Origin of the sequence: Pantoea sp. GM_Pan_4, from assembly GCF_026541005.1 — a bacterium.
Taxonomy (GTDB): Bacteria; Pseudomonadota; Gammaproteobacteria; order Enterobacterales; family Enterobacteriaceae; genus Pantoea; species Pantoea dispersa.
On sequence record NZ_JALNUZ010000006.1, the window covers coordinates 20,742 to 45,679 of the forward strand.

A 24,938-nucleotide genomic window follows, 5' to 3' on the forward strand; every position below is an offset into this window, starting at 1 on the left:
CAATTTTATTTCTAAACGCGTCTGACGCACAATCAGCAGCATCATTTATTACATTTAACCGGATTGTAACAATGGGCTTTTTACGACTTGATCCGATGATGGTCAAACTCATCATCACCGTGCTGCTGGCCAGCTTCTTCCCGGCCAAAGGCGGGTTTGTCGATTTCTTCGAATACCTGACCACCGCGGCCATCGCCCTGCTGTTCTTCATGCACGGTGCCAAACTGTCGCGTGAGAAGATCATCGCCGGCAGCAGCCACTGGCGGCTGCATCTGTGGATTATGTGCAGTACCTTCGTGATTTTCCCGATCCTTGGCCTGCTGCTGGTGTGGTGGCATCCGGTTAACGTCGGCGCGGAGATTTACACCGGTTTCCTCTACCTGTGTATCCTGCCGGCGACGGTGCAGTCCGCGATTGCTTTCACCTCCATGGCGGGCGGTAACGTTGCCGCGGCGGTGTGTGCCGCCTCCGCCTCCAGTCTGCTGGGCGTCTTTATTTCGCCGCTGCTGGTTAACCTGGTGATGAATGTGCACAGCGATGCGCCGGGTAACGGCCTCGAGCAGATTGGTAAAATCATGCTGCAGCTGCTGGTGCCCTTTGTGCTGGGCCACCTGGCACGCCGCTGGATTGGTGGCTGGGTGGAGAAGCATCGCAGCCTGATTGGCAAAACCGATCAAACCTCGATTCTGCTGGTGGTCTATTCGGCGTTCAGTGAAGCGGTGGTTAACGGCATCTGGCATCGCGTTGGCGTTGATACCCTGCTGTGGATTCTGGCTGGCAGCCTGCTGATTCTGTTCGTCGCACTGGCGATCAACCTTGGCGCTTCCCGGCTGTTTGGCTTTAGCCGTGCGGATGAGATTGTGGTGCTGTTTTGCGGCTCGAAAAAGAGCCTGGCAAACGGTGTGCCGATGGCTAACATTCTGTTCCCGGCCAGCGCAGTGGGGATTATTGTCCTGCCGCTGATGATCTTCCATCAGGTCCAGCTGATGGTGTGCTCGTTCATTGCCCAGCGCTATAAAGCCGGCAATGAGAAGAAGCTGGCGAAGCAGCAGATTGAAGCACAGAAGTCATAAAAACATCAGGCCCGCAACTGCGGGCCTGTCACTTATTCACTGCGCTTGAGCGGTTTAACCAAGCCCTGTAAGCCTTCGATTTTGATCGCCAGCGTCAGCTGCATCAGCTCACCTAGTTTGCCGGCAGGAAACTCATTTTTACGCGCAAACCACAGCAGATACTCTTCCGGCACATCGATCAGCATCCGCCCTTTGTATTTGCCAAACGGCATCGCGGTATTGGCAATCTCAACCAGCTGCTGCTTATCCATCTCAGGCGCCCAGTAAGCGAATCATTTCGGCTTCATCGATCACCGCAATCCCCAGCTCCTGCGCTTTTGCCAGCTTGGAACCGGCGGCCTCACCGGCGATCAGCAGATCGGTTTTTTTCGATACGCTGCCGCTGACTTTGGCCCCCAGCGCCGTCAGCCGCGCTTTGGCATCGTCACGGTTCATCTGCGACAGCGAGCCAGTCAGTACCACGGTTTTTCCGGCGAACGGGCTGTCGATCTCTTCGGCTTTGACCACCACCACCGCCGGCCAGTGCACGCCCACCTCCTCCGTCAGCTGGCGGATCACTTCACGGTTGCTCTCCTCTTCCATGAAGTTGCGCACGTGCGCTGCCACCACTTTGCCGACGTCCTGTACCGCAATCAGCGCATCAAGGTCAGCGTTCATGACCTTTTCCAGCTCACCAAAGTGGTTCGCCAGGTTGGCCGCCGTCGCCTCGCCCACTTCGCGGATGCCGAGCGCATACAGGAAGCGCGGCAGTGTAGTGAATTTGGCTTTTTCCAGCGCGTCCACCACGTTTTGCGCTGATTTCGGCCCCATGCGGTCCAGTCCGGTCAGCTTGCCGGCGGTGAGACGGAACAGGTCGGCCGGGGTTTTGACGTACTCTTTTTCCACCAGCTGGTCGATGATTTTATCGCCCATGCCGTCCACGTCCATCGCACGGCGTGAGACAAAGTGCTTCAGCGCTTCTTTACGCTGCGCGCCGCAAATCAGCCCGCCGGTACAGCGCGTCACCGCTTCGCCTTCCACCCGCTCCACGTCAGAGCCGCACACCGGACAGTGGCTGGGGAACACGATCTCACGCGCATCCGCCGGACGCTCGGATTCCACCACGTTGACCACCTGCGGAATTACGTCACCGGCGCGGCGAATTACCACTTTGTCGCCGATGCGCAGCCCCAGCCGGGCGATTTCATCGGCGTTGTGCAGCGTCGCATTACTGACTATCACGCCCGCAACCTGCACCGGTTCGAGGCGCGCCACCGGCGTAATCGCCCCGGTACGTCCGACCTGAAACTCGACGTCGCGCACCACCGTCATCTGCTCCTGCGCCGGGAACTTGAATGCCACCGCCCAGCGCGGTGCGCGGGCCACAAAGCCCAGCTGCTCCTGCAGCGCCTGCGAGTCGACTTTGATCACCACGCCGTCAATATCAAAGCCGAGCGACGGACGGTCCTGCTCAACCTGGCGATAGAACGCCAGCGCTTCGTCCGCGGTGTGCACCAGGCGAATCCGGTCGCTGACCGGTAATCCCCAGGCCTTAAACTGTTGCAGACGCTGCCAGTGGCTGGCGGGCATTTCGCCGCCCTCCAGCAGACCAAAGCCGTAGCAGAAGAAGGTCAGCGGACGTTTCGCGGTGATACGCGGATCGAGCTGGCGCAGCGAGCCGGCCGCCGCATTGCGCGGGTTGGCAAACACTTTGCCGCCGGTGCGTCGCGCTTCCTCGTTCAGCTTTTCAAAGCCGCTTTCGGTCATGAATACTTCACCGCGCACTTCTACCCGCGCCGGAATATCGTCGCCGTGCAGGCGCAGCGGAATGGCGTGAATGGTGCGCACGTTCGCCGTGATGTTTTCGCCGGTGGTGCCATCGCCACGCGTGGCGGCACGCACCAGCAGGCCGTTTTCATACAGCAGACTCACCGCCAGACCATCCAGCTTCAGCTCGCAGCAGTAGGTGAGATCGTCGGTGCTTTTCAGGCGATCCTGCACGCGCTTATTGAAGGCAAGAAATCCGGCTTCATCGAAGGTGTTATCAAGCGACAGCATCGGCACTTCATGGCGCACCTGTTCAAAGGTGGCAAGCGGTGCCGCGCCCACGCGCTGGGTGGGAGAATCCGGGGTGATTAAATCGGGATGCGCGCTCTCCAGCTCACGCAGTTCGCGCATCAATCGGTCATATTCTGCATCCGGGATTTCCGGCGTATCCATCACGTGATAGAGGTATTCGTGGTGGCGTAACGTGGTGCGCAGCGCGGTGATCTGCTCCTGAACCGATGTCATATTCTCTCGTCCGATAAAAAACCCCCGGCAAGCGGGGGTTATTTAGTTAAAGGGTGATGCTGCTGGCGGCGCTTAGCCAATAACCTCGCGGATGCGTGCTTTATAGGTTTCCAGCTTTTGCGGTGTCATCATGCGACGCTCATCATCCAGCACTACGCCACCGACATCATCGGCGATACGCTGCGCGGATTGCAGCATCAGCTTAAAGTTCTGGTTGGCGTCGCCGTACGACGGCACCATCATAAAGATTGAGACGCCCGGCGTGGTGAAATCGCCCATTTCATCCGGATTGAACGACCCCGGTTTGACCATATTCGCCAGGCTGAACAGCACCGGACCGCTGCCGGCCGGGCTGAGATGGCGATGGAAAATGTTCATTTCACCAAACTGGAAGCCGGCCTGCAGAATGCCCTGCAGCAGCGCTTCGCCGTTCAGTGCGCCACCGGCATGCGCGGCAACGTGCAACACCAGCACCGCTTCTTTTTTACTGCCCGGCGCAGCGGGCTGCGGCTGCGGTGCAGCTTCCTGCACAGGCGCAGGTTCAGGTTGTTTAACCTCCGGCTCGGCGGCGGTAAACTCCGGAGCCGGCTGGGTGGCGGACAGCGGTTCATTATCCAGCAGCGGATCGGCCTGAATCGCTTGTGGCTGCGGCACGGGCTGCGCTACCGGCGCCTGCGGTTGTGGCGCAGGTGCAGACTGACGTACCGGCTCATCGTCCAGCAGCGGATCGCCGCTTAACGGCGTTTCCTGGCGTGGGAATGGCTGACGCACCGGTTCCGGCGCACGCGGAGCAGCAGGTTTGGTGACCGGCGCATCGAACTGCGGCTCGTCTTCGGCATCACGCTGACGACGCACGCGTACTTCGCCGACGCCATCGTCTTCGCTGTTCAGCAGATCATCGTCATCCGCTTCTTCACGCTGTTTCAGACGTTTGTGCGGGCGATCGCGAAACACGGAAGAGCGCTCTTTACGGCTGGTCCACAGTCCGTGAAGAAGCAGCGCTATTATGGCGATCGCGCCAACAACGATTAATATCAGACGCAAATCCTGCATCATTGTATTCTCTGTTGTTCCAATACCTTGCCACCACGGCAAACTTTATCCTCTAACTGTATTTGCCCAGCTACACAAGTGCAAGTCTGTGCAGTATTTTCTGACAAATAAGATAGCTGCCCCACGCTTTTTTGCTGTTTTTTCGCGCAAAGTGCGCCTGTCACCGATAAAAAGCCAGGTTATGATGTTGGCGCCGCTACATAAAGGAGAAAGGCTCGCTATGCCCGCTGAGAATTCGGTCTCATCCATGAATGGTATTCATTATTTTGCCCAGGGCTGGAAACTGGTGCGTCTGCCCGGTATCCGCCGCTACGTCATCATCCCGCTGCTGGTAAACATTGTGCTGCTGGGCGGTGCGTTTATCTGGCTGTTTCAGCGCCTCGGCCAGTGGATTCCCCGGCTGATGTCGCACGTGCCGGACTGGCTGCAGTGGCTGAGCTATCTGCTGTGGCCGCTGTCGGTGATTTCGATTGTGCTGGTATTCAGCTATTTCTTCTCCACCATCGCCAACTGGATTGCCGCGCCGTTTTGCGGCCTGCTGGCGGAGCAGCTAGAAGGGCGTCTGACCGGAAAACCCCTGCCGGACAGTGGCTGGCTCGGCATGATGAAAGACATCCCGCGCATCATGAAGCGCGAGTTACAGAAGCTCGGCTACTATTTGCCGCGCGCGCTGGGACTGCTGCTGCTCTATTTTATCCCCGGCTTTGGCCAGACCGTGGCACCGGTGTTGTGGTTTCTGTTTAGCGCCTGGATGCTATCAATACAATATTGCGACTATCCGTTCGACAACCACAAAGTCAGTTTTCCTCAGATGCGTAACGCGCTGCGTCAGCATAAAACCGCCAATATGCAGTTTGGCGCGCTGGTCAGTCTGTTCACCATGATTCCGATCCTCAATCTCGCCATCATGCCGGTCGCGGTATGCGGCGCGACCGCCATGTGGGTCGATCGCTACCGCAGCCAGCATGCGCGTCATCTATAATGCATCAAAAAGCCTTATGCATTTTTGCATCAGGCTTATGGTCGCAGGCTATATAGATATACGATTTCTTTCCTTCCGCCGGGGGTCAGAACAGGTATGCTCTGAGGGTTCCCAATATTTCATACAGTTAAGGACGGGCTATGAGTAAGATCTATGAAGACAACTCTCTGACAATTGGTCATACGCCGCTGGTTCGACTGAACCGCATCGGTAATGGACGCATTCTGGCGAAGGTCGAGTCGCGTAACCCGAGCTTCAGCGTTAAATGCCGTATCGGTGCCAATATGATTTGGGACGCAGAAAAACGCGGTATTCTGAAACCGGGCGTTGAGCTGGTAGAGCCAACCAGCGGCAACACCGGCATTGCGCTGGCCTATGTCGCCGCTGCGCGCGGCTACAAGCTGACGCTGACCATGCCTGAGACCATGTCGATTGAACGTCGCAAGCTGCTGAAAGCGCTGGGCGCCAATCTGGTGCTGACCGAAGGGCCAAAAGGCATGAAGGGCGCCATCGCTAAAGCAGAAGAGATTGTTGCCAGCGATCCGGACAAATATGTGCTGCTGCAGCAGTTCAGCAACCCGGCCAACCCGGAAATTCACGAAAAGACCACTGGCCCGGAGATCTGGGAAGACACTGACGGCGCCGTAGATGTCTTCATTGCCGGCGTGGGCACCGGTGGTACGCTGACCGGCGTGAGCCGCTACATCAAGAACACCAAAGGCAAGCAGGATTTGATCACCGTGGCCGTTGAGCCTACGGATTCCCCGGTCATCGCGCAGGCGCTGGCGGGAGAAGAGATCAAACCGGGCCCGCACAAGATTCAGGGCATCGGTGCCGGTTTTATTCCGGGCAACCTTGACCTGAAACTGATTGACCGCGTGGTGGCCATAACCAATGAAGAAGCGATCAGCACCGCGCGTCAGCTGATGGAAGAGGAAGGCATTCTGGCCGGTATCTCTTCCGGTGCAGCGGTGGCGGCTGCCCTTAAGCTGCAGGAAGATGAAGCCTTCGCCAATAAAAATATCGTGGTGATTCTGCCCTCTTCCGGCGAACGCTATCTCAGTACCGCACTGTTTGCCGATCTGTTCACCGAAAAAGAGCTGCAACAGTAAACGACAGAGTCTGAAAATGATGAAAAAAGCACCCAAATGGGTGCTTTTTTGTGGCGCAGATCTCACTTTTACCACCGGGCAGATTGATTTCAGTGATGCGGCTCTGGTATTTAAGCAGCCAATTATTTCGGTGCCTGAAATTAATCTGCCTTTGAAGTGGATCAAGCTGAATCGATTTACTGATTTGGTGAAACGGCGAATCACGGCATAATCAGCAGAGTGACGTATTGCAGCAGTTTTGATCCGTCATCGAAAAAATGACTTTTTCATTCAAGCGCATTTTTTGGTCAGCGTGATGCCGTACCAGCGCACCTACACAGGCTAAAGTTACGGCTCCAGGCTAGACTTTAGATCCATAACACCAAACCTGATAAAGTTGGGGAAATAGAATGTTCCAGCAAGAAGTTACCATTACCGCACCTAACGGCCTCCATACCCGTCCTGCAGCTCAGTTCGTGAAAGAAGCGAAGGCTTTCCAGTCTGAAATCACCGTTACTTCTAACGGCAAATCTGCCAGCGCGAAAAGCCTGTTCAAACTGCAGACTCTGGGTCTGACTCAGGGTACGGTTGTTACGCTTTCTGCAGAAGGTGAAGACGAGCAGCAGGCGGTTGAGCATCTGGTCAAACTGATGGCTGAACTGGAGTAATTCCGCTCCGGCAAGCCATTAAACCGACTCCTTTGCCCCATTGAGTGCAATTATGTTGATCGCGGACAACCTGTCCGCGTTATTGCTTCCTTAGAGTACTGCTCCGCGACAGTGGCAACGCATTGGGTCAATGAGCCATCGTGATTAAAAGGTAGGGTTATGATTTCAGGCATTTTAGCATCACCGGGTATCGCTTTCGGCAAAGCACTGCTGCTGAAGGAAGACGAGATCGTCATCAGCCGTAAAAAGATTACTGACGACCAGGTTGAGCAGGAAGTTCAGCGCTTCCTCGACGGTCGCAGCAAAGCAGCCGGGCAGCTTGAAGCCATCCGTGTGAAAGCCGGTGAAACCTTCGGTGAAGAGAAAGCGGCGATCTTTGAAGGTCACATCATGCTGCTCGAAGACGAAGAGCTTGAGCAGGAAATCATCGACCTGATTAAAAAAGATCACGTAACCGCTGACGCCGCCGCCCACTCTGTGGTTGAAGGCCAGGCAAAAGCGCTGGAAGAGCTCGACGACGAATATCTGAAAGAGCGCGCGGCTGACGTACGTGACATCGGCAAGCGTCTGCTGCAGAACATTCTGGGTCTGCATATCGTTGACCTGAGCGCCATTGCTGACGAATCCATTCTGGTGGCGAAAGATCTGACGCCATCCGAAACCGCACAGCTGAACCTGAAAAAGGTGCTGGGCTTTATTACCGATCTGGGTGGTCGTACTTCACACACCTCGATCATGGCGCGTTCGCTGGAGCTGCCTGCGATTGTCGGCACCGGCAACGTGACCGCTACCGTGAAAAACGGTGATTTCCTGATTATCGATGGCGTGAACAACAAGATTTACGTCAATCCGACCGACGACGTGCAGGAAGAGCTGAAAGCGATTCAGACGCAGTATCTGTCTGAGAAGCACGAGCTGGCGAAACTGAAAGATCTGCCAGCGATTACGCTGGACGGCCATCAGGTTGAAGTGTGCGCCAACATTGGTACCGTGCGAGATGTCGCCGGTGCTGAGCGCAACGGCGCGGAAGGTGTTGGTCTGTACCGTACTGAATTCCTGTTCATGGACCGCGATTCGCTGCCAAGCGAAGAAGAGCAGTTCCAGGCTTACAAAGCCGTGGCGGAAGCGATGGGTTCCCAGGCCGTGATCGTGCGCACCATGGACATCGGCGGCGACAAAGATCTGCCGTACATGAACCTGCCAAAAGAGGAGAACCCATTCCTCGGCTGGCGTGCGATTCGTATCGCCATGGACCGCAAAGAGATTCTGCATGCCCAGCTGCGCGCCATTCTGCGTGCGTCTTCCTTCGGCAAACTGCGCATCATGTTCCCGATGATCATCTCGGTTGAAGAAGTGCGCTTCCTGAAGGCTGAGCTGGAGATGCTGAAGGCACAGCTGCGTGAAGAAGGTAAAGCCTTTGATGAGTCCATTGAAGTGGGCATCATGGTGGAAACCCCGGCTTCCGCAGTGATTGCCCGCCATCTGGCGAAAGAAGTCGACTTCTTTAGTATTGGGACAAATGACCTGACGCAGTATACTCTGGCGGTCGATCGTGGTAATGATTTGATTTCACACCTCTATAACCCAATGACGCCATCTGTACTGGGCCTCATTAAGCAAGTGATCGACGCATCACATGCCGAAGGGAAATGGACCGGCATGTGTGGTGAGCTGGCTGGTGATGAACGTGCTACACTACTGTTACTGGGAATGGGGCTGGACGAATTCAGCATGAGTGCCATTTCAATCCCAAGCATCAAGAAGATCATTCGCAATACCAATTTCGAAGATGCGAAGGCACTGGCAGAGCAGGCTCTGGCTCAACCCACAGCGGAAGATTTGATGAACCTGGTGAACAAGTTCATCAAAGAAAAAACGCTCTGCTGATCCACGAGACGCTGGCCCCAAATTACTGCTTAGGAGAAGATCATGGGTTTGTTTTCTAAACTTTTTGGCGATAAATCAGAGAGCGCGTCAGGGACTATCGATATCGTTGCGCCTCTGTCAGGCGAAATCGTGAATATCGAAGACGTACCTGATGTGGTATTCGCAGAGAAAATCGTCGGTGATGGTATCGCCATCAAACCTACTGGCAACAAAATGGTTGCACCAGTGGATGGTACTATCGGCAAGATTTTCGAAACCAACCACGCGTTTTCTATCGAGTCTGATAACGGCATCGAACTGTTCGTGCACTTCGGTATCGACACGGTAGAACTGAAAGGTGAAGGCTTCAAACGCATCGCTGAAGAAGGCCAGAAAGTGAAAAAAGGCGATGTGGTGATCGAGTTTGATCTGCCGCTGCTGGAAGAGAAAGCCAAATCCACGCTGACCCCGGTCGTGATCTCGAATATGGATGAGATCAAGGACCTGGTGAAACTCTCCGGTCAGGTTACCGTGGGCGAAACGCCTGTTATCCGCATCAGGAAGTAAACCGCGCTGATTGCGTGAAAACGGCACCCAATGGGTGCCGTTTTTGTTTGTTTCACACGCTGATGAATGATTTGCAGGCGAGCGCTTCTGGCAAAGCGCACCGTGCCTGTTTGAGGGCAGGACGACCGGGCAGAGGAGCAAAGCGTCCCGCGCCATGGATGGCGCGGGCCGAGGCCCAGGGACGGTTTATGCCGTCTTTGCGATCTGTCCGGTCGTCCTGACCGCCTGCGCCTGGCGTGATGATTTACGCCTGCTTCCAGCGCGGCAGCCGCAGCGTCACTTCCAGCCCGCCTTCCGGACGGTTCACCGCCTGAACTTCGCCGTGATGGGCCAGAACCACTTTGCGCACGATCGACAGCCCCAGCCCATAGCCTTTGCCCATTAGCGGCGAATTCACCCGAACGAACGGATCGAAGATACTCGACAGTTTCTCATCATCCACGCCCGGCCCCTGATCGCGCACGCGAATCGCCAGCCACTGATTCTCCGCCTGCAACTGCACGCTGATATGCTGCCCCTGATGCGAGAAACGCAGCGCGTTGCGCAGCACATTCTCCACGCCGCGGCGGATTAGCTCAGCATTACCGCGCACGGTGTAATCCGCGTTCTCATCCACCAGAAAATCAACGTGCACACCGGGGATCTGCGCTTCGTAGCGCACATCGGTTACCACCGCATGCAGCAGGCCGGTCAGATCAAAATACTGCTCGCCAGGCATGCTCTCATGCTCAGCGCGCGACAGCGTCAGCAGTTCGCCGATCATCTTATCCAGACGGCGCGCCTCCTCGTCGATGCGGTTCAGTGAGGAGGCTACCGACTCCGGCGTCTGACGCGCCAGACCGGTGGCTAACTGCAGGCGCGCCAGCGGGGAGCGCAGCTCGTGGGAGATATCGTGCAGCAGCTCTTCACGCGCTTTCACCAGCGTATCCAGCCGCTCCACCATCGCATCAAAATCCTGGGCCACAATCGACAGCTCATCATGGCGGCGGCGCATCACCGGATAGAGCCGCACCGACAAATCACCGCGCGACACGCGGGCAAACCCCTCGCGCAGCTGACGCATTGGTCGCGTCAGGTTCCACGCCAGCAGCAGACTGAACAGCAGCCCCAGCGCGCCGGCAAAGGTAAACATCGGCTCGGGGATATTCAGAATACGACGCGGGCCTCCGCCGCCCATTGAACTGTCCTCGCGCAGCCCTTTTACGTCATAGCGCAGTTCGTACTCTTTACCGTCAGCGCCCTTCACCCAGCGCACAATCACCTGCGGAAACGGGCCGTGAAACGGCTGATTAAAGGTCTCCGGCGGCGCATTGTCCGGCGTAGTGGCCGGTCTGGCGTGCTGAATCACCGAGAAAAACTGGCGATCGTTCGGCTCCCAGTCGGCCATCATATCGTCGAGCGAGCTGGGACCGCCGCGCTCCAGTACCGACACCGCCGAAGCCATTTGCAGATTGACGATACGGCGTACCGCCACAATCTCCGGCGGCTCGTGACGGTTTCCTGACAAGGTAAAGCCCAGCCACAGCAGCTGGCTGATAATCACAAACACAATCCAGAAGCCCAGCAGGATCTTCCAGAACATGCGGCCACGGTAGCTGTGTTTCATCGAATGCGATAACCAATGCTGCGCACGGTTTCAATATTCACGCTGTCTGCGGTCAGCGCAGCCAGCTTCTGGCGGATGTTGCTGATGTGCACATCCACGCTGCGATCGTAAGCTTCACGCGGTCGGCCCAGCCCCTTCTCCGACAGCTCATCTTTGGACACCACGCGGTCCGGTGCGCGCAGCAGCAGATCCAGCAGATTGAACTCCGACGCGGTGAGATCAAAAGCTTTGCCCTGCCACTCCGTGATACGCGTGGCCGGGTTCAGGCTGAGATCGCCCCAACGCAGGACCTCTTTCTTGTCCGGCACCGGTGCCTGATCTTCAAAGCGACGCAGCACCGCGCGCAGACGCGCCACCAGCTCGCGCGGATAGCAGGGTTTGGGCACGTAGTCATCCGCGCCCATCTCCAGGCCGATAACGCGGTCGATATTGTCGCCCTTCGCCGTCAGCATAATCACCGGCAGGCGGCTGTTCTGCCGCACCTGACGCAGCACATCAATACCGCTCATATCCGGCAGCATGATGTCGAGAATCATCGCAGTGTAGTGTCCGGATAACGCCCCTTCAATCCCGGCGCTGCCGGTCAGCACCAGCTGGGTTTCAAAACCTTCGGCAATCAGGTACTGGCTCAGCATGGTGCCAAGTTCAACATCGTCATCAACAAGCAGGATTTTCATCTTTTTCTCTCGTACAAAATTGCCGCTATTTTGTCCTGAGTGCCGCGGGAAAGCAGCCGGTTTTACGCGATCCTTACAGTGACCGCGTCAGAACATGCTTAGGGAGACTATAGACAAAAATGGCCCGTACGCCGCGTCACAGGGCGCACGAAGCCAGAAACAGGCGGGGGGAACTAGCGGTGAAAAACGCCGGTGGAGAGATAGCGATCGCCGCGATCGCAGACAATGGCGACAACCACACTGCCCGGCTGCGCCGTCGCGATGCGCAATGCGCCAGCCACTGACCCACCTGAACTGACGCCGCAGAAAATGCCTTCGCGCTGCGCCAGCGCGCGCATGGTCTCTTCTGCCTCCTGCTGCGCCATATCTATCACTTCATCCACCAGTTCCGGACGAAAAATCCCCGGCAGATAGGCCGCCGGCCAGCGACGAATACCGGGAATACTGCTGCCCTCCTGCGGCTGCAAACCAATCACTTTCACCGCCGGAGCAAACTCTTTCAGATAGCGCCCGACGCCGCTGATGGTGCCGGTGGTGCCCATGCTGGAGACAAAATGCGTCATACGACCGTGGCTTTGCTGCCAGATCTCCGGACCGGTGGTGAGATAATGGCCGAGCGGGTTGTCGGGATTATTAAACTGATCCAGCACTTTGCCTTCACCGCGCTGCGCCATGGCCTGCGCCAGATCGCGTGCGCCCTCCATGCCCTGCTCGCGTGTCACCAAAACCAGCTCAGCCCCGTAGGCGCGCATCGCATCCTGACGCTCCTGGCTCATGTTCTCCGGCATCAGCAGGCGTAACCGGTAGCCTTTCAGCGCGGCAATCATCGCCAGCGCAATGCCGGTATTGCCGCTGGTGGCCTCAATCAGCGTGTCGCCGGGCTGGATTTCACCCCGCAACTCAGCGTGGTGGATCATCGACCAGGCCGCGCGATCTTTCACCGAACCTGCCGGATTGTTGCCTTCCAGCTTGAGCCAGATTTCGCTGCCGTTATCCGGCGTCAGGCGCTGCAACTTAATCAGCGGCGTATTGCCGATGGTGTTTTCCAGAGTGGTCACGGTGTCATTCCAGCCGAAAGGAGTACAAATAAATCGGGCGGGAAAATCCCGCCCGAAGGAGTGACAAAAATATCAGGCGCTTTCGGCAAAGGCAACCGGGCGCAGCGGCGTGGTGCCCTGGTAGATACGTGCCTGTTGCAGACCAACAAACAGCCGTTCGCCGCGGATTGGCGCCGTCTGTTCACCGGCGAATACCACCGAGATTGGCTCGCTCTGCCAGCCGACGGGCTGAACCACCAGCTGCCAGAAGTGGCCACGCGGACTGACCTCCAGCACCTGTACCGGCAACGGCGTCTCCAGGCTACTCTGGCGTGACACGTCCACTTCCCACGGACGCAGGAACAGCTCCACGTCGCCCTGATGCGCTGGCGTATAGCCCAGCGGCCAGCGATGCGCGCCCACATGGAACTGCGAGCCGTGCACTTCGCCGTCAAAGCGGTTCACTTCGCCGAGGAACTCCAGCACGAAGCGGGTCGCAGGTTCGCGCCACACGTCATCCGGTGCGCCCACCTGCTCAATATTGCCCTGACTCATTACCACCACGCTATCCGCCACTTCCATCGCTTCTTCCTGGTCGTGGGTCACAAACACGCTGGTAAATTTCAGCTCTTCATGCAGCTGACGCAGCCAGCGGCGCAGCTCTTTACGCACCTGGGCATCCAGCGCGCCAAACGGTTCGTCCAGCAGCAGAATCTGCGGCTCAACGGCCAGCGCACGCGCCAGCGCCACGCGCTGTTTCTGTCCACCGGAGAGCTGTGCCGGGTAGCGGTTGGCCAGATGTGCCAGCTGTACCATCTCCAGCAGACGGGTAACGCGCTGCTTAATTTCGGCGCTGTTCGGACGCTCGCGGCGCGGCAGCACCGTCAGACCAAAGGCGATGTTGTCGAACACCGTCATATGGCGGAACAGCGCATAGTGCTGAAACACAAAGCCGACCTGACGATCGCGTGCGTGCGTGCGGCTGACGTCTTTGCCATGAAAATGGATCTGCCCGCTGTTCTGGTGCTCCAGCCCGGCGATAATGCGCAGCAGCGTGGTTTTACCGGAACCGGACGGTCCAAGCAGCGCCACCATCTTGCCGGAAGGAATATCCAGAGAGATATCGTTCAGCACCGGCGTGCGGCCAAATGCTTTATTAATGTGTTTAATCTCAATGCTCATGATTTTCCTCCTGTTGGCGCTTCTGCTGATGCTCTAATCGCCACTGCACCACGCTTTTCAGAAACAGCGTCACAATTGCCATCAGGGTCAGCAGCGCGGCGGCGGTAAAAGCGCCCACGGTGTTGTAATCCTGATGCAGTAATTCAACCTGTAAAGGTAAGGTATAGGTTTCGCCGCGAATCGAGCCGGACACTACCGATACCGCACCAAATTCGCCGATGGCGCGCGCGTTGGTCAGCACCACGCCGTACAGCAGCGCCCAGCGAATATTTGGCAGCGTCACGCGGCGGAACATCTGCCAGCCAGAGGCGCCCAGCAACACGGCGGCTTCATCTTCGTGGCTGCCCTGGCTCAGCATCACCGGCACCAGCTCGCGCACCACAAACGGACAGGTGACGAAAATCGTCGCCAGCACCATACCCGGCCAGGCAAACATCACCTGGATGTTGTGCGCATCAAGCCAGCCGCCAGCCGGGCCGTTCACGCCCCAGAACAGCAGATACATCAGACCGGCCACCACCGGCGACACGGCAAACGGAATATCGAACAGGGTCAGCAGCAGCTGGCGACCGGGGAAAGTGAAGCGCGTCACCAGCCAGGCCAGCAGCGTGCCGAACACCAGGTTAACCGGCACGGTAATCAGCGCCACCAGCACCGTCAGCCAGATAGCATGCAGCATGTCACCATCCTGCAGGTTGCTAAAGGCCTTGCCGATGCCCTGTCCCAGCGCCTCCCAGAAGATGGAGACCATCGGCACCACCAGCAGGCCAATCGATACCAGCACGCCAATGCCGATCAGCAGCCATTTGCCCCAGTTCACCGGCTGACGCTCGGCATGATTGATCTGTGAAATCTCAGCCATCAGTGACCTCCCAGACGGCGGCCAAAGCGGCTCTGCAGAGTGTTAATCGCAAACAGCAGCAGCAACGACGCCGCGAGGATCACCGAAGCGATGGCGCTGGCGGCCGGATAATCAAACTCCTGCAGGCGAACAAAAATCATCAGCGAGGTCACTTCAGTTTTCCAGGCGATGTTACCGGCGATAAAGATCACCGCGCCAAATTCACCGAGGCTGCGGGTAAACGACAGCGCGGTCCCGGCCAGCAGCGCCGGCGCGACTTCCGGCAGCACCACGCGCCGGAAACTCTGCCACGGCGTGGCACCGAGGGTTTCCGCCGCTTCCTCATACTCCGGGCCTAATTCTTCCAGCACCGGCTGCACGGTACGCACCACAAACGGAATGCTGGTGAACGCCATCGCCACCGCGATACCGAGCCAGGTGTAAGACACTTTGATATCAAAATGTGCCAGCCACTGACCGTACCAGCCGTTAACCGAAAACAGCCCGGCCAGCGTCAGGCCGGCCACCGCCGTCGGCAGCGCAAACGGCAGGTCCATCAGGCCATCCAGCAGCGTACGGCCGGGAAAGCGATAGCGGGTCAGAATCCACGCCATCAGCATGCCAAACACCGCGTTAAACAGCGAGGCCACGCCCGCTGACAGCAGCGTGACTTTATACGCCGCCACCAGTTGCGGATTGCTGATCACCTGCCAGTACTGCGCCAGCGTCATCTGCGACAGCTGCATGATCAGCGCGCTGATCGGCAGCAGCAGAATCAGGCAGGTAAACAGCAGGCTGGTGCCAAGGCTGAGACCAAATCCGGGCAGAACGCGTTTTTGTGCAGAAGCCAACATCAGCCGCGCCCCGCTGCCAGTAATTTATCCAGCTCACCGCCGCTGGCGAAGTGGGTTTTCATCACCTGTGGCCAGCCGCCAAACGCGTCATTAACATTGAACAGCGCAGTCTGCGGGAAGCGATCTTTCTGCTCCGCCATCAGCTGCGGGTTATTCACGCGATAGTAAAAGCCGGTGATGATTTTCTGCGCCTGCGGCGTGTAGAGGTAGTTAAGATAGGCTTTCGCCGCTTCCGCCGTGCCATTGTGTTCGACGTTCTTATCGACCCACGCGACCGGGAATTCAGCAAGGATGTTGGTTTTCGGCACAATCACTTCGTATTGGTCTTTACCGTACTGGTTACGGATATTGTTCACTTCCGACTCAAAGCTGATCAGCACATCGCCCAGCCCGCGCTCGGCAAAGGTGGTGGTGGCACCACGGCCGCCGGTATCAAACACTTCGACGTTTTTCAGGAACCTGGTCATAAACGCTTCGGTTTTGGCCTGATCTTTGCCATCCGCCTGGTCGGCAGCGCCCCACGCGGCCAGATAGGTGTAACGGCCGTTACCGGAGGTTTTCGGATTCGGGAAAATCAGTTTCACGTTATCGCGCGCCAGATCGGCCCAGTCGTGAATCTGCTTGGGATTCCCCTTGCGCACCAGGAACGCCATGGTGGAATAAAACGGTGAGCTGCTGTTGGGCAGACGGCTCTGCCAGTCGGCCGGGATCAGGTTGCCTTTGTCGTGCAGCACCTGTACATCGGTCACCTGATTATAGGTCACGACATCGGCACGCAGCCCCTGCAGAATGGCCAGCGCCTGTTTTGAGGAGCCCGCATGTGACTGTTTAATGGTCAGCTTGTCGTCAGGGTGCGCCGCGTCCCACTGCTGTTCAAACGGCGCATTCAGGGCAACAAACAGTTCACGTGACACATCGTAAGAGCTATTGAGCAGCTCTGTTGCCTGTGCCGCGCCCGCTAAACTCAGCGACAGCGCCATACCGCCAAGCCATTTTTTCGAAACCGAACGTGTCATGCTGCACCCTGAGAAATGGAGTTCGAGCCTATGCCATTAGATGCTGTCAGTGTATTTATAACTCTGGCGAAAGCTGTAACGGTTTTATATATCGTTTAGGGATTTCAAAGTCTAAAAAGGCATAAGCCGGCGGCAGAGTTTATGCGCAGGGCGGGATTAACTGAGCCGCGTCAAGCGGGGATGTGGTGCGCACGGCGGCGCACCGGTAAAACGCGATGGATTAACGTGACAGCGCCTGCAGCGCCGTCAGCGAAGGGGCAAAGAAGTAGCTACCGCTCACCGGTTTGGTGAACCGTAACATCGCGTCCATCTTGCCGTCGCGCTCGCCAAACATGCTCAGCAGCTGCTGCTCGATGTTATACAGGCGATGACAATACGAAATAAAATAGAGACCGTGGCGACCGCTGGCGGTGCCGTACGGCAGGCTCTGGCGCAGAATCTTCAGGCCTTTGCCCGCTTCTTTCAAATCCACGCGGCTCAGGTGCGACGTCGCCGGCCGCTGATCGCCCGGCAGCTCTTCATTGTCCTGTTTGGTGCGGCCAATAATCGCTTCCTGCTTATCAATCGCCAGCCGGTTGAACTGCGGCAGGTTGTGCTCCCAGCGCTGGGTAAACACATAGCTGCCGCCGGCATCCGGCCCGTCAGCAATGATCGCCACCTGCTGGCGCGCCTCGCCCTGCGGGTTTTCGGTACCATCAACAAAACCGGAAAGATCGCGATCCTCGACCCAGCGGAAACCGTGCGTCTCTTCTTCAATGGCGACCGCGCCGGCAAACGCCGTCAGCGCCGCCTGCGCCAGCGAAAAGTTCACGTCGTGACGCAGCGACTGAATATGGATCAACAGATCGCGCTGGGTCGCCGGTGCCGCACCTTTGCCGAGCGGCGTGAAAGCTTTGAGTTCAGGAGCTGAATCGGTGCCCTGCAGATCGCGCCACAGCGCATCACCAAAGGCGATGACCGCACCAAGACCGGCGTCCGGGAATTGCTGCTGCAGCGCAGCCAGCTGTTGCAGAAAGGCGTGGCAACCCTGGCGCAGCGCAGCGAGGTCGCCGGTGGCGCGGGCTTCCAGCCAAATGGCGAAACGGCGGTGCTCCAGCAGGATCCCGCTCTGAAACTGAGACATGACAATGCTCTCCGGCATAAAAGTTAACGGCGTTTTTTCGCCGGTATCATACCGGAAAGCCCTGCGCAGAAGATGCGTTAACGCAATTTTTTCGCCAGTTAACGCTGCCAGACGATCTTACTGATTTTCCAGCTTTTTAATGTATCATCCGACGGCATCAGTCCGGTCGGACCGTGCCACTCGCCGCTGTAGATATAAGCGATATGCTGACTACCCGGCGCGCGGCACTCAACATCGCGCACATCCAGCCCGGCAACCATTTTGCAGTTATCAAACGCTTTGCTGAATTTATCGCTGAACGCATCACCGATTTTACTGCCGTCGGCGCTGCGCGCGTCGCTATCGAGCACTTCAATGCGCTCGACGCTGCGCTGGCCATTGATCACCAGCTTAACCTTACCGTCATCCAGCGCCTGCCAGAAATCCACCACCTGCCCGTTCTGCGTGCGCATGCCCTGACGCAGCTGATAATCATTGTTCAGCGCGGCGCCAATGGCGGACTCCGACATTGCCGTGTTGCTGTTCAGCCCGGCGACGCCCTGCTCGGTGACGGTGAGCGAACTGCCAAACCAGCTGAACGGATTGAGCGCCGACCAGTGATAGCTGAGCGGATTGTACCAGTGACTTTCGCTGGTGCTGGCAGGGGAAGAGGAACCGGAACTGGCGCAACCGGCCAGCACCAGGGCGCTGACCAGCAGGGCGGGACGAACAACTTTCATGCAAACTCCTTTCTTTTGTGCCGACTGGCGTGCCTGTTGGAGTCGCAAACCGGCAAAAAGTTTATTCGCTGTGCTGCATGGCGGGCAGAAACCCGGCCGCGCGCCGCGTTGAATCAGTATTCGCGGTCTTCAATCAGGCGTTTGCCCAGCAGCAGCGAGTCGACCGGCTCGTAATCCAGCTTCTCGTAGAAAGCCACCACCTGATCGTTCTCTTCGCGCACCATCAGATGGATTTTCGGGCAGCCGCGCGCAATCAGCTTTTTCTCCAGCCGGTTCATCAGCGCATTGGCAAATCCCCGGCCCTGATAATCAGGGTGCACCGCCAGATAGTAGGCGGAGCCGCGATGGCCATCGTAGCCGCCCATCAGCGTGCCCACGACCTCGCCGCCTACCTCAGCCACCAGAAACAGCTCCGGGTCATGGTTCATTTTGCGTTCGATATCGAGTTCCGGATCATTCCACGGCCGTAACAGATCGCAACGCTCCCAGAGCGTAATGACTTCTTCAAAATCTTCCTGGCGGAAGGAGCGGATTTCCATCGGCGTTACCCTGCAATGAGGCACAATTCGCTGATTATCACGCATTCTTTGCCAGGCGCAACCCTCGCAGGGCGCAACGGCTGAAAAAAACGGCTAAATAGCGATTCGCGGCCTGAAATACAAAGTAATGTCCTGAAATGGTTCGGCAGTCGCCGCCGGACGGCGCTTAAGCTATAACACGGGGCAGGTTTACTCTCAGGGACATGTTAATGAACAAGATTTCACTGTTGCGGCGCCTGACCAATCGCCGCCAGCTGATCCTCTCCGGCCTGGCGCTGGCGGTGCTGTCGCCGCGCGCGGTCCAGGCGCAGGAAACGCGCGCGGCAGTGCCCGTCAGCGCACGCCATACACCGCCGAAACCGGCCACCAGCGGCAAGCGCATTGTGATGATCGATCCCGGTCACGGCGGCATTGATTCTGGCGCGGTGGGTCAGGAAGGCTCAGAAGAGAAGCACATCGTACTGGAGATCGCCAACACCGTGCGTACGCTGCTGCAGAACCACCCGAAGGTGGAAGTGCGGCTGACGCGCGACAGCGACCACTTCATTCCGCTCTACCAGCGCGTGGAGATTGCGCATCAGCACGGCGCCAACCTGTTTATGTCGATTCACGCCGACGGCTACACCAGCCCGGAAGCCAACGGTGCGTCGGTGTTTGCCCTCTCCAATCGCGGTGCCAGCAGCGCCATGGCGCGCTATATGTCGCAGCGCGAAAACGACGCCGATAAAGTGGGCGGCGCGGCGGTGCAGGAAAAAGATAATTATCTTAACCAGATCCTGTTCGACCTGGTGCAGACCGATACCATCCGCAACAGCCTGACGCTGGGTAAACACGTGCTGGACCAGATTCGTCCGGTGCATCACCTGCACAGCCAGCACACCGAGCAGGCGGCGTTCGCAGTGTTAAAATCCCCGTCCATCCCGTCGGTGCTGGTGGAAACCTCGTTTATCACCAACCCGCGTGAAGAACAGCTGTTGGGCACCACGGCGTTTCGCCAGAAAATTGCCCGGGCGATTGCCGACGGTATCGTCAATTACTTTGATGAGTACGATCGTCGCCAGGCCTGATAGCGTTTTGTGCTAGAATCGCGGCAAATTTTTGCAATGAGTGAGCCATGAGCAATCCCGATATTTCGCGCGTCAAAGCCTATCTGCTGGCGCTGCAGGATGATATTTGCGCCGGTCTGGCGGCGGAAGACGGCAGCGCCAGCTTTGCCGAAGACACCTGGCAACGCCCCGGCGGCGGCGGCGGACGCAGCCGCGTGCTGCGCAATGGCAAGGTGTTCGAGCAGGCTGGGGTTAATTTCTCCCATGTGTATGGCGAGCAGATGCCCGCGTCAGCCACCGCGCATCGCCCGGAGCTGGCAGGCCGCAGCTTCGAAGCGATGGGCGTGTCGCTGGTGGTACACCCGGAAAATCCGTATGTGCCAACCAGCCACGCCAACGTGCGCTTTTTCATTGCTGAAAAGCCGGGCGCCGATCCGGTCTGGTGGTTTGGTGGCGGTTTCGATCTCACCCCTTATTACGGTTTCACAGAGGATGCCCGGCACTGGCATCAGACCGCGTTCGATCTGTGCCAGCCGTTTGGCGATGACGTCTATGCGCGCTACAAAAAGTGGTGTGACGACTACTTCTACCTGAAACACCGCAACGAGCAGCGCGGCATTGGCGGCCTGTTTTTTGATGATTTGAATACGCCGGATTTTGACCACTGCTTTGATTTCATGCAGGCGGTCGGCAACGGTTTCATGCAGGCCTATCAGCCGATTGTAGCGAAGCGCAAAGAACTGGCTTGGGGCGAACGCGAGCGTCAGTTCCAGCTTTACCGCCGGGGCCGCTACGTTGAGTTCAATCTGGTGTGGGATCGCGGCACGCTGTTCGGTCTGCAAACCGGCGGTCGCACCGAATCGATTCTGATGTCGATGCCGCCGCTGGTGCGCTGGGAATATGATTATCAACCCGCCGACGACTCCCCGGAAGCCGCGCTGACCCGCGATTTCCTGCCGGTGCAGGATTGGCTGGGGCTGGAAAAATAAGCCAGGTGCGCATTCATGCGCACCCTGCGGAATAACCCGATAAAACGCGCCCCCGTAGGGTCGCCCTTCAGGGCGACCGGGTATCAGGCCAGCTTGCCGCTCACAACGGCTCGGTCTGCGCCTCCACCACCGCCAGCGCCACCATGTTAACAATGCGCCGCACCGAGGCGATGCGCGTCAGCACATGCACTGGCTTGCGGATACCCATCAGCACCGGCCCCACCGTCACCCCTTCCGAACAGGACACGCGCAGCAGGTTGTAGCTGATGCGTGCGGCCTCAACGTTCGGCATGATCAGCAGATTGGCGGTTCCTTTCAGCGGGCTGTCCGGCATCAGCTCGCGACGAATACTCTCCACCAGCGCTGCATCGCCGTGCATCTCGCCATCAATCTCCAGTTCCGGCGCTCGCTGCTGAATCAGCGCCAGCGCCTCGCGCATCTTCCGCGCGCCGGGGGCGTTCGAAGTGCCGAAACTGGAGTGCGACAGCAGCGCCACGCGCGGTTCGATGCCGAAACGCCGCACGGTTTCTGCCGCCAGCAGCGTGATATCCGCCAGCTGCTCAGCGCTGGGATCCTCATTCACATAGGTATCGGCAATAAATGTGTTGCCGCTCGGCAGCAGCAGCGCATTCATCGCCCCGGCGACCTTGACGTCATCGCGGAAGCCAAACACCTTCTCCACCACGTCATAATGTTCGCGGTAGTCGCCGATGGTGCCGCAAATCATCGCGTCCGCTTCGCCGCGATGCACCATGATGGCGCCGATCAGCGTGGGATTGCCAATCACCGCGCGCTGGGCGGTTTCCGGCGTGACGCCGCGCCGCTTCATCAGCTGATAATATTCATTCCAGTACTCCTTAAAGCGCGGATCGGACTCGTTGTTCACGATCTCAAAATCACGCCCGGCCTCGATTTTCAGCCCCTGCTTCTGCAAACGCATGGCAATCACGTTGGGACGGCCAATCAGGATCGGCTTCGCCAGCCCGAGCGACACCAGCTCCTGAGTGGCGTGCAGCACCCGCACCTCTTCACCTTCCGCCAGCACCACGCGCTGCGGCGCTTTGCGCGCCTGCGAGAAGATCGGCTTCATGAACAGATTGGTTTTATACACGAACTCGGTGAGCTGCTCGCGATAGGCGTCAAAGTCAGCAATCGGTCGCGTCGCCACGCCGGAATCCATCGCCGCTCTGGCGACGGCCGGGGCTATCTGCACAATCAAACGCGGATCGAATGGTTTGGGAATCAGATACTCCGGGCCAAAGCTCAGATCCTGATCGTCGTAAGCGGACGCCACCACGTCGCTCTGTTCCGCCTGCGCCAGGGCGGCAATCGCATGCACCGCCGCCAGCTTCATCTCTTCGTTGATGGCGGTGGCACCGACGTCCAGCGCGCCGCGGAAGATGAACGGGAAGCACAGCACATTATTCACCTGATTGGGGAAATCCGAGCGCCCGGTACAGATAATCGCATCCGGCCGCACCTGCTTCGCCAGCGGCGGCATGATCTCCGGCTCCGGATTGGCCAGCGCCAGAATCAGCGGATTTGGTGCCATCTTCTGCACCATCTCTGGCGTCAGCGCTTTCGGACCGGAGCAGCCGAGGAAAATATCCGCGCCGCCAATCACCTCATCCAGCGTGCGCGCCCCGCTATCTTCCACGGCATAGGCGGCTTTGGTCGGCGTCATGTCCGCTTCGCGATCGCGATAAATCACCCCTTTTGAATCACACACCACGATATTTTTCTGCTGCATGCCAAGCGCCACCAGCAGATTGAGGCAGGCAATGGCTGACGCGCCGGCGCCCGACACCACCAGCCGCACGTCGGCAATCGCCTTATGCACGATGGTCAGGCCGTTAAGCACTGCCGCGGTACAGATGATGGCGGTGCCGTGCTGATCGTCATGAAACACCGGAATCTTCATGCGCTGCCGCAGCTGCTGCTCAATGTAAAAACACTCCGGCGCTTTGATGTCCTCAAGGTTGATGCCGCCGAACGTCGGCTCCAGCGCGGCAATCACCTCAATCAGCTTGTCCGGGTCGTGCTCGTCGATTTCGATGTCGAACACATCAATGCCGGCAAACTTTTTGAACAGCACGCCCTTGCCTTCCATCACTGGCTTGCCGGCCAGCGCGCCAATATTACCGAGCCCCAGCACCGCCGTGCCGTTGGAGATCACCGCCACCAGATTGCCGCGCGCGGTGTATTTGTGCGCGGCCAGCGGATCGGCGGCAATTTCCAGACAGGGTGCCGCCACACCGGGCGAATAGGCCAGTGCCAGATCGCGCTGCGTCGCCAGCGGCTTAGTGGGTGACACCTGAATTTTTCCGGGGGTGGGATATTGGTGAAAATCGAGCGCGCTTTGCTTGAGTTGATCGTCCATCAGACATCCTTTTGCACGGCTGAAAAGCCCTCAGTATAAGAACGCGCGGCGCAAAAGAGGGTGAAGGCGCTCAAAGAACGCACAGTCGCCAGGACACGGATTGCCACGGCTTCGCCTGCGGCTTTGGGACAGCCTGCTATGCTTAAGGGTGGCAAAACGCTGAGCTGAACCGATCAGGCAGGCCTGACTATCAGAAACGCGCCCCGACGTCACAATCAGAGAAAACGCATTTTCTTCATCCGGCGTCTGTTGCACTGTGTGGAACCTCCCTTCCCCGATAAGGGCGCACCTAAGACGATGACTGCCCGGGTGCCTGTTTTGCCCACATTATTGCTAATCAAGGAGTTAAGCGATGAACCAGCTAGATGCATTAAAACAGTTCACCACCGTGGTGGCGGACAGCGGCGATATCGAATCCATTCGCCATTACCATCCGGAAGATGCCACCACTAACCCATCCCTGATCCTCAAAGCTGCCGGCCTCGACGCTTACAAACACCTGATTGATGACGCCATTGAGTACGCGAAAAAACAGGGCGGCAGCAAAGAGACGCAAATCATCAACGCCAGCGATAAAGTGGCGATCAACCTCGGTATGGAAATTCTGAAAAGCGTACCGGGCCGTGTTTCGACCGAAGTGGATGCGCGCCTCTCTTTCGATCGTGGCATGTGTGTGACCAAAGCGGAGAAACTGGTCCGCCTGTATGAAGAGAACGGCATCGACCGCTCACGTATTCTGATCAAACTGGCGTCCACCTGGGAAGGCATCAAAGCGGCGGAAGAGCTGGAGAAGAACGGCATCAACTGTAACCTGACGCTGCTGTTCTCCTTCGCCCAGGCGCGCGCCTGTGCCGAAGCCGGCGTGTTCCTGATTTCGCCATTTGTCGGCCGAATCTACGACTGGTACAACACGCGCAAACCGCTCGACCCGTATGTGGTCGACGAAGATCCGGGCGTTAAATCGGTGCGTCGTATTTACGACTACTACAAAAAGCACCGTTACAACACCGTCATCATGGGTGCCAGCTTCCGTAAAGTGGAGCAGATTGTGGCGCTGGCCGGCTGCGATCGCCTGACCATCTCCCCGAACCTGCTGGAAGAACTGGCCAACAGCGAAGCGCCGGTGGAGCGCAAACTGGAGCCATCAACCGAGGGCTTCCACCAGCCGGCACCGCTCTCCGAAGCGGAGTTCCGCTGGGAGCATAACCAGGATGCGATGGCGGTGGAGAAACTGTCCGACGGTATCCGCCAGTTTGCCGTCGACCAGCAGAAGCTGGAAGACGTGCTGGCCGCCCGCCTGTAATCCTGAACTCACCTTCTGCCGGACGGGTTGCGGCCCGTCCGCTTTTGCCCAATTA

The 24,938-nt window shown here is 58.0% G+C and carries 24 protein-coding genes; 10 read left to right on the top strand and 14 right to left on the bottom strand.

Going from position 1 to position 24,938, the window contains the following annotated elements:
- The first annotated feature begins 71 nt into the window (after window positions 1-71).
- The gene (locus OXR61_RS13975) at window positions 72-1,073 is read left to right on the top strand and encodes a bile acid:sodium symporter family protein (RefSeq protein ID WP_021508088.1); all 1,002 of its coding nucleotides are present in this window, start codon (window positions 72-74) and stop codon (window positions 1,071-1,073) included.
- A gap of 32 nt (window positions 1,074-1,105) precedes the next feature.
- Here OXR61_RS13975 and OXR61_RS13980 read toward each other — a convergent pair whose 3' ends face one another.
- The 3 genes from OXR61_RS13980 to zipA all read right to left on the bottom strand — a co-directional run bounded on the left by OXR61_RS13980 (window position 1,106) and on the right by zipA (window position 4,400).
- On the bottom strand, window positions 1,106-1,324 hold the full coding sequence (locus OXR61_RS13980; RefSeq protein ID WP_021508087.1) for a DUF3820 family protein: 219 nt from the start codon (window positions 1,322-1,324) through the stop codon (window positions 1,106-1,108).
- A 1-nt stretch (window position 1,325) separates the two neighbouring features.
- Window positions 1,326-3,344: an NAD-dependent DNA ligase LigA gene (gene ligA / locus OXR61_RS13985; protein ID WP_021508086.1), complete on the bottom strand. Its 2,019-nt coding sequence runs from the start codon at window positions 3,342-3,344 to the stop codon at window positions 1,326-1,328.
- A 72-nt stretch (window positions 3,345-3,416) separates the two neighbouring features.
- The gene (zipA, locus tag OXR61_RS13990) at window positions 3,417-4,400 is read right to left on the bottom strand and encodes a cell division protein ZipA (protein WP_021508085.1); all 984 of its coding nucleotides are present in this window, start codon (window positions 4,398-4,400) and stop codon (window positions 3,417-3,419) included.
- A gap of 217 nt (window positions 4,401-4,617) precedes the next feature.
- Here zipA and cysZ point away from each other — a divergent pair, with 217 nt between their 5' ends.
- The 6 genes from cysZ (at window position 4,618) to crr (ending at window position 9,571) form a co-directional block, all read left to right on the top strand.
- On the top strand, window positions 4,618-5,379 hold the full coding sequence (cysZ, locus tag OXR61_RS13995) for a sulfate transporter CysZ (protein WP_021508084.1): 762 nt from the start codon (window positions 4,618-4,620) through the stop codon (window positions 5,377-5,379).
- Window positions 5,380-5,519: 140 nt separating this feature from the next.
- Complete coding sequence (gene cysK, locus OXR61_RS14000) at window positions 5,520-6,491, top strand: cysteine synthase A (protein ID WP_021508083.1); 972 nt, start codon at window positions 5,520-5,522, stop codon at window positions 6,489-6,491.
- 16 nt (window positions 6,492-6,507) lie between these two features.
- Complete coding sequence (locus tag OXR61_RS14005; protein ID WP_021508082.1) at window positions 6,508-6,702, top strand: hypothetical protein; 195 nt, start codon at window positions 6,508-6,510, stop codon at window positions 6,700-6,702.
- Between the two features lie 178 nt (window positions 6,703-6,880).
- Complete coding sequence (gene ptsH / locus OXR61_RS14010) at window positions 6,881-7,138, top strand: phosphocarrier protein Hpr (RefSeq protein WP_007889063.1); 258 nt, start codon at window positions 6,881-6,883, stop codon at window positions 7,136-7,138.
- A 159-nt stretch (window positions 7,139-7,297) separates the two neighbouring features.
- Window positions 7,298-9,025 carry a phosphoenolpyruvate-protein phosphotransferase PtsI gene (gene ptsI, locus OXR61_RS14015; protein ID WP_021508081.1) on the top strand — a complete coding sequence of 576 codons (1,728 nt, stop codon included), beginning with the start codon at window positions 7,298-7,300 and terminating at the stop codon, window positions 9,023-9,025.
- A 42-nt stretch (window positions 9,026-9,067) separates the two neighbouring features.
- The gene (gene crr, locus OXR61_RS14020; RefSeq protein ID WP_010617547.1) at window positions 9,068-9,571 is read left to right on the top strand and encodes a PTS glucose transporter subunit IIA; all 504 of its coding nucleotides are present in this window, start codon (window positions 9,068-9,070) and stop codon (window positions 9,569-9,571) included.
- A 244-nt stretch (window positions 9,572-9,815) separates the two neighbouring features.
- Here crr and OXR61_RS14025 read toward each other — a convergent pair whose 3' ends face one another.
- The 10 genes from OXR61_RS14025 to OXR61_RS14070 all read right to left on the bottom strand — a co-directional run bounded on the left by OXR61_RS14025 (window position 9,816) and on the right by OXR61_RS14070 (window position 19,165).
- Entirely contained in the window at window positions 9,816-11,177 is a 1,362-nt protein-coding gene (locus tag OXR61_RS14025) for an ATP-binding protein (protein WP_021508080.1), read from the bottom strand.
- A complete protein-coding gene (locus tag OXR61_RS14030; protein WP_021508079.1) occupies window positions 11,174-11,854 on the bottom strand; it encodes a response regulator transcription factor in 681 nt (226 codons plus the stop codon). The genes OXR61_RS14025 and OXR61_RS14030 overlap by 4 nt, the downstream gene beginning before the upstream one ends.
- Before the next feature lie 173 nt (window positions 11,855-12,027).
- Window positions 12,028-12,912, bottom strand: coding sequence for a cysteine synthase CysM (gene cysM, locus OXR61_RS14035; RefSeq protein ID WP_021508078.1), 885 nt, complete (start codon window positions 12,910-12,912; stop codon window positions 12,028-12,030).
- A gap of 72 nt (window positions 12,913-12,984) precedes the next feature.
- On the bottom strand, window positions 12,985-14,073 hold the full coding sequence (gene cysA / locus OXR61_RS14040; RefSeq protein WP_021508077.1) for a sulfate/thiosulfate ABC transporter ATP-binding protein CysA: 1,089 nt from the start codon (window positions 14,071-14,073) through the stop codon (window positions 12,985-12,987).
- Window positions 14,063-14,935: a sulfate/thiosulfate ABC transporter permease CysW gene (cysW, locus tag OXR61_RS14045; RefSeq protein WP_021508076.1), complete on the bottom strand. Its 873-nt coding sequence runs from the start codon at window positions 14,933-14,935 to the stop codon at window positions 14,063-14,065. The genes cysA and cysW overlap by 11 nt, the downstream gene beginning before the upstream one ends.
- The gene (gene cysT, locus OXR61_RS14050; protein ID WP_021508075.1) at window positions 14,935-15,768 is read right to left on the bottom strand and encodes a sulfate/thiosulfate ABC transporter permease CysT; all 834 of its coding nucleotides are present in this window, start codon (window positions 15,766-15,768) and stop codon (window positions 14,935-14,937) included. Before cysT ends, cysW begins: the two co-directional genes overlap by 1 nt.
- On the bottom strand, window positions 15,768-16,784 hold the full coding sequence (locus OXR61_RS14055) for a sulfate ABC transporter substrate-binding protein (protein ID WP_021508074.1): 1,017 nt from the start codon (window positions 16,782-16,784) through the stop codon (window positions 15,768-15,770). Before OXR61_RS14055 ends, cysT begins: the two co-directional genes overlap by 1 nt.
- Before the next feature lie 220 nt (window positions 16,785-17,004).
- On the bottom strand, window positions 17,005-17,907 hold the full coding sequence (locus OXR61_RS14060; RefSeq protein ID WP_021508073.1) for a Dyp-type peroxidase: 903 nt from the start codon (window positions 17,905-17,907) through the stop codon (window positions 17,005-17,007).
- Window positions 17,908-18,005: 98 nt separating this feature from the next.
- Window positions 18,006-18,626: an RpoE-regulated lipoprotein gene (locus OXR61_RS14065; protein ID WP_021508072.1), complete on the bottom strand. Its 621-nt coding sequence runs from the start codon at window positions 18,624-18,626 to the stop codon at window positions 18,006-18,008.
- A gap of 113 nt (window positions 18,627-18,739) precedes the next feature.
- The gene (locus OXR61_RS14070) at window positions 18,740-19,165 is read right to left on the bottom strand and encodes a GNAT family acetyltransferase (protein ID WP_021508071.1); all 426 of its coding nucleotides are present in this window, start codon (window positions 19,163-19,165) and stop codon (window positions 18,740-18,742) included.
- 209 nt (window positions 19,166-19,374) lie between these two features.
- Here OXR61_RS14070 and amiA point away from each other — a divergent pair, with 209 nt between their 5' ends.
- Complete coding sequence (gene amiA / locus OXR61_RS14075) at window positions 19,375-20,232, top strand: N-acetylmuramoyl-L-alanine amidase AmiA (protein ID WP_021508070.1); 858 nt, start codon at window positions 19,375-19,377, stop codon at window positions 20,230-20,232.
- A 47-nt stretch (window positions 20,233-20,279) separates the two neighbouring features.
- The gene (gene hemF / locus OXR61_RS14080; RefSeq protein ID WP_021508069.1) at window positions 20,280-21,200 is read left to right on the top strand and encodes an oxygen-dependent coproporphyrinogen oxidase; all 921 of its coding nucleotides are present in this window, start codon (window positions 20,280-20,282) and stop codon (window positions 21,198-21,200) included.
- Between the two features lie 100 nt (window positions 21,201-21,300).
- On the opposite strand, the gene maeB is transcribed toward hemF, so the two are convergent.
- Window positions 21,301-23,580, bottom strand: coding sequence for an NADP-dependent oxaloacetate-decarboxylating malate dehydrogenase (gene maeB, locus OXR61_RS14085; protein ID WP_021508068.1), 2,280 nt, complete (start codon window positions 23,578-23,580; stop codon window positions 21,301-21,303).
- Between the two features lie 352 nt (window positions 23,581-23,932).
- Between maeB and tal the strand changes: the two genes are divergently transcribed.
- Window positions 23,933-24,883 carry a transaldolase gene (gene tal / locus OXR61_RS14090; protein WP_021508067.1) on the top strand — a complete coding sequence of 317 codons (951 nt, stop codon included), beginning with the start codon at window positions 23,933-23,935 and terminating at the stop codon, window positions 24,881-24,883.
- Window positions 24,884-24,938: the final 55 nt, after the last annotated feature.

Bases quoted from the DNA above. Each gene is read 5' to 3' on its own strand.
- OXR61_RS13975 (WP_021508088.1), top strand. From the start codon at position 72: ATGGGCTTTTTACGACTTGATCCGATGATGGTCAAACTCATCATCACC.
- OXR61_RS13980 (WP_021508087.1), bottom strand. From the start codon at position 1,324: ATGGATAAGCAGCAGCTGGTTGAGATTGCCAATACCGCGATGCCGTTT.
- ligA (WP_021508086.1), bottom strand. From the start codon at position 3,344: ATGACATCGGTTCAGGAGCAGATCACCGCGCTGCGCACCACGTTACGC.
- zipA (WP_021508085.1), bottom strand. From the start codon at position 4,400: ATGATGCAGGATTTGCGTCTGATATTAATCGTTGTTGGCGCGATCGCC.
- cysZ (WP_021508084.1), top strand. From the start codon at position 4,618: ATGCCCGCTGAGAATTCGGTCTCATCCATGAATGGTATTCATTATTTT.
- cysK (WP_021508083.1), top strand. From the start codon at position 5,520: ATGAGTAAGATCTATGAAGACAACTCTCTGACAATTGGTCATACGCCG.
- OXR61_RS14005 (WP_021508082.1), top strand. From the start codon at position 6,508: ATGATGAAAAAAGCACCCAAATGGGTGCTTTTTTGTGGCGCAGATCTC.
- ptsH (WP_007889063.1), top strand. From the start codon at position 6,881: ATGTTCCAGCAAGAAGTTACCATTACCGCACCTAACGGCCTCCATACC.
- ptsI (WP_021508081.1), top strand. From the start codon at position 7,298: ATGATTTCAGGCATTTTAGCATCACCGGGTATCGCTTTCGGCAAAGCA.
- crr (WP_010617547.1), top strand. From the start codon at position 9,068: ATGGGTTTGTTTTCTAAACTTTTTGGCGATAAATCAGAGAGCGCGTCA.
- OXR61_RS14025 (WP_021508080.1), bottom strand. From the start codon at position 11,177: ATGAAACACAGCTACCGTGGCCGCATGTTCTGGAAGATCCTGCTGGGC.
- OXR61_RS14030 (WP_021508079.1), bottom strand. From the start codon at position 11,854: ATGAAAATCCTGCTTGTTGATGACGATGTTGAACTTGGCACCATGCTG.
- cysA (WP_021508077.1), bottom strand. From the start codon at position 14,073: ATGAGCATTGAGATTAAACACATTAATAAAGCATTTGGCCGCACGCCG.
- cysW (WP_021508076.1), bottom strand. From the start codon at position 14,935: ATGGCTGAGATTTCACAGATCAATCATGCCGAGCGTCAGCCGGTGAAC.
- cysT (WP_021508075.1), bottom strand. From the start codon at position 15,768: ATGTTGGCTTCTGCACAAAAACGCGTTCTGCCCGGATTTGGTCTCAGC.
- OXR61_RS14055 (WP_021508074.1), bottom strand. From the start codon at position 16,784: ATGACACGTTCGGTTTCGAAAAAATGGCTTGGCGGTATGGCGCTGTCG.
- OXR61_RS14060 (WP_021508073.1), bottom strand. From the start codon at position 17,907: ATGTCTCAGTTTCAGAGCGGGATCCTGCTGGAGCACCGCCGTTTCGCC.
- OXR61_RS14065 (WP_021508072.1), bottom strand. From the start codon at position 18,626: ATGAAAGTTGTTCGTCCCGCCCTGCTGGTCAGCGCCCTGGTGCTGGCC.
- OXR61_RS14070 (WP_021508071.1), bottom strand. From the start codon at position 19,165: ATGGAAATCCGCTCCTTCCGCCAGGAAGATTTTGAAGAAGTCATTACG.
- amiA (WP_021508070.1), top strand. From the start codon at position 19,375: ATGAACAAGATTTCACTGTTGCGGCGCCTGACCAATCGCCGCCAGCTG.
- hemF (WP_021508069.1), top strand. From the start codon at position 20,280: ATGAGCAATCCCGATATTTCGCGCGTCAAAGCCTATCTGCTGGCGCTG.
- maeB (WP_021508068.1), bottom strand. From the start codon at position 23,580: ATGGACGATCAACTCAAGCAAAGCGCGCTCGATTTTCACCAATATCCC.
- tal (WP_021508067.1), top strand. From the start codon at position 23,933: ATGAACCAGCTAGATGCATTAAAACAGTTCACCACCGTGGTGGCGGAC.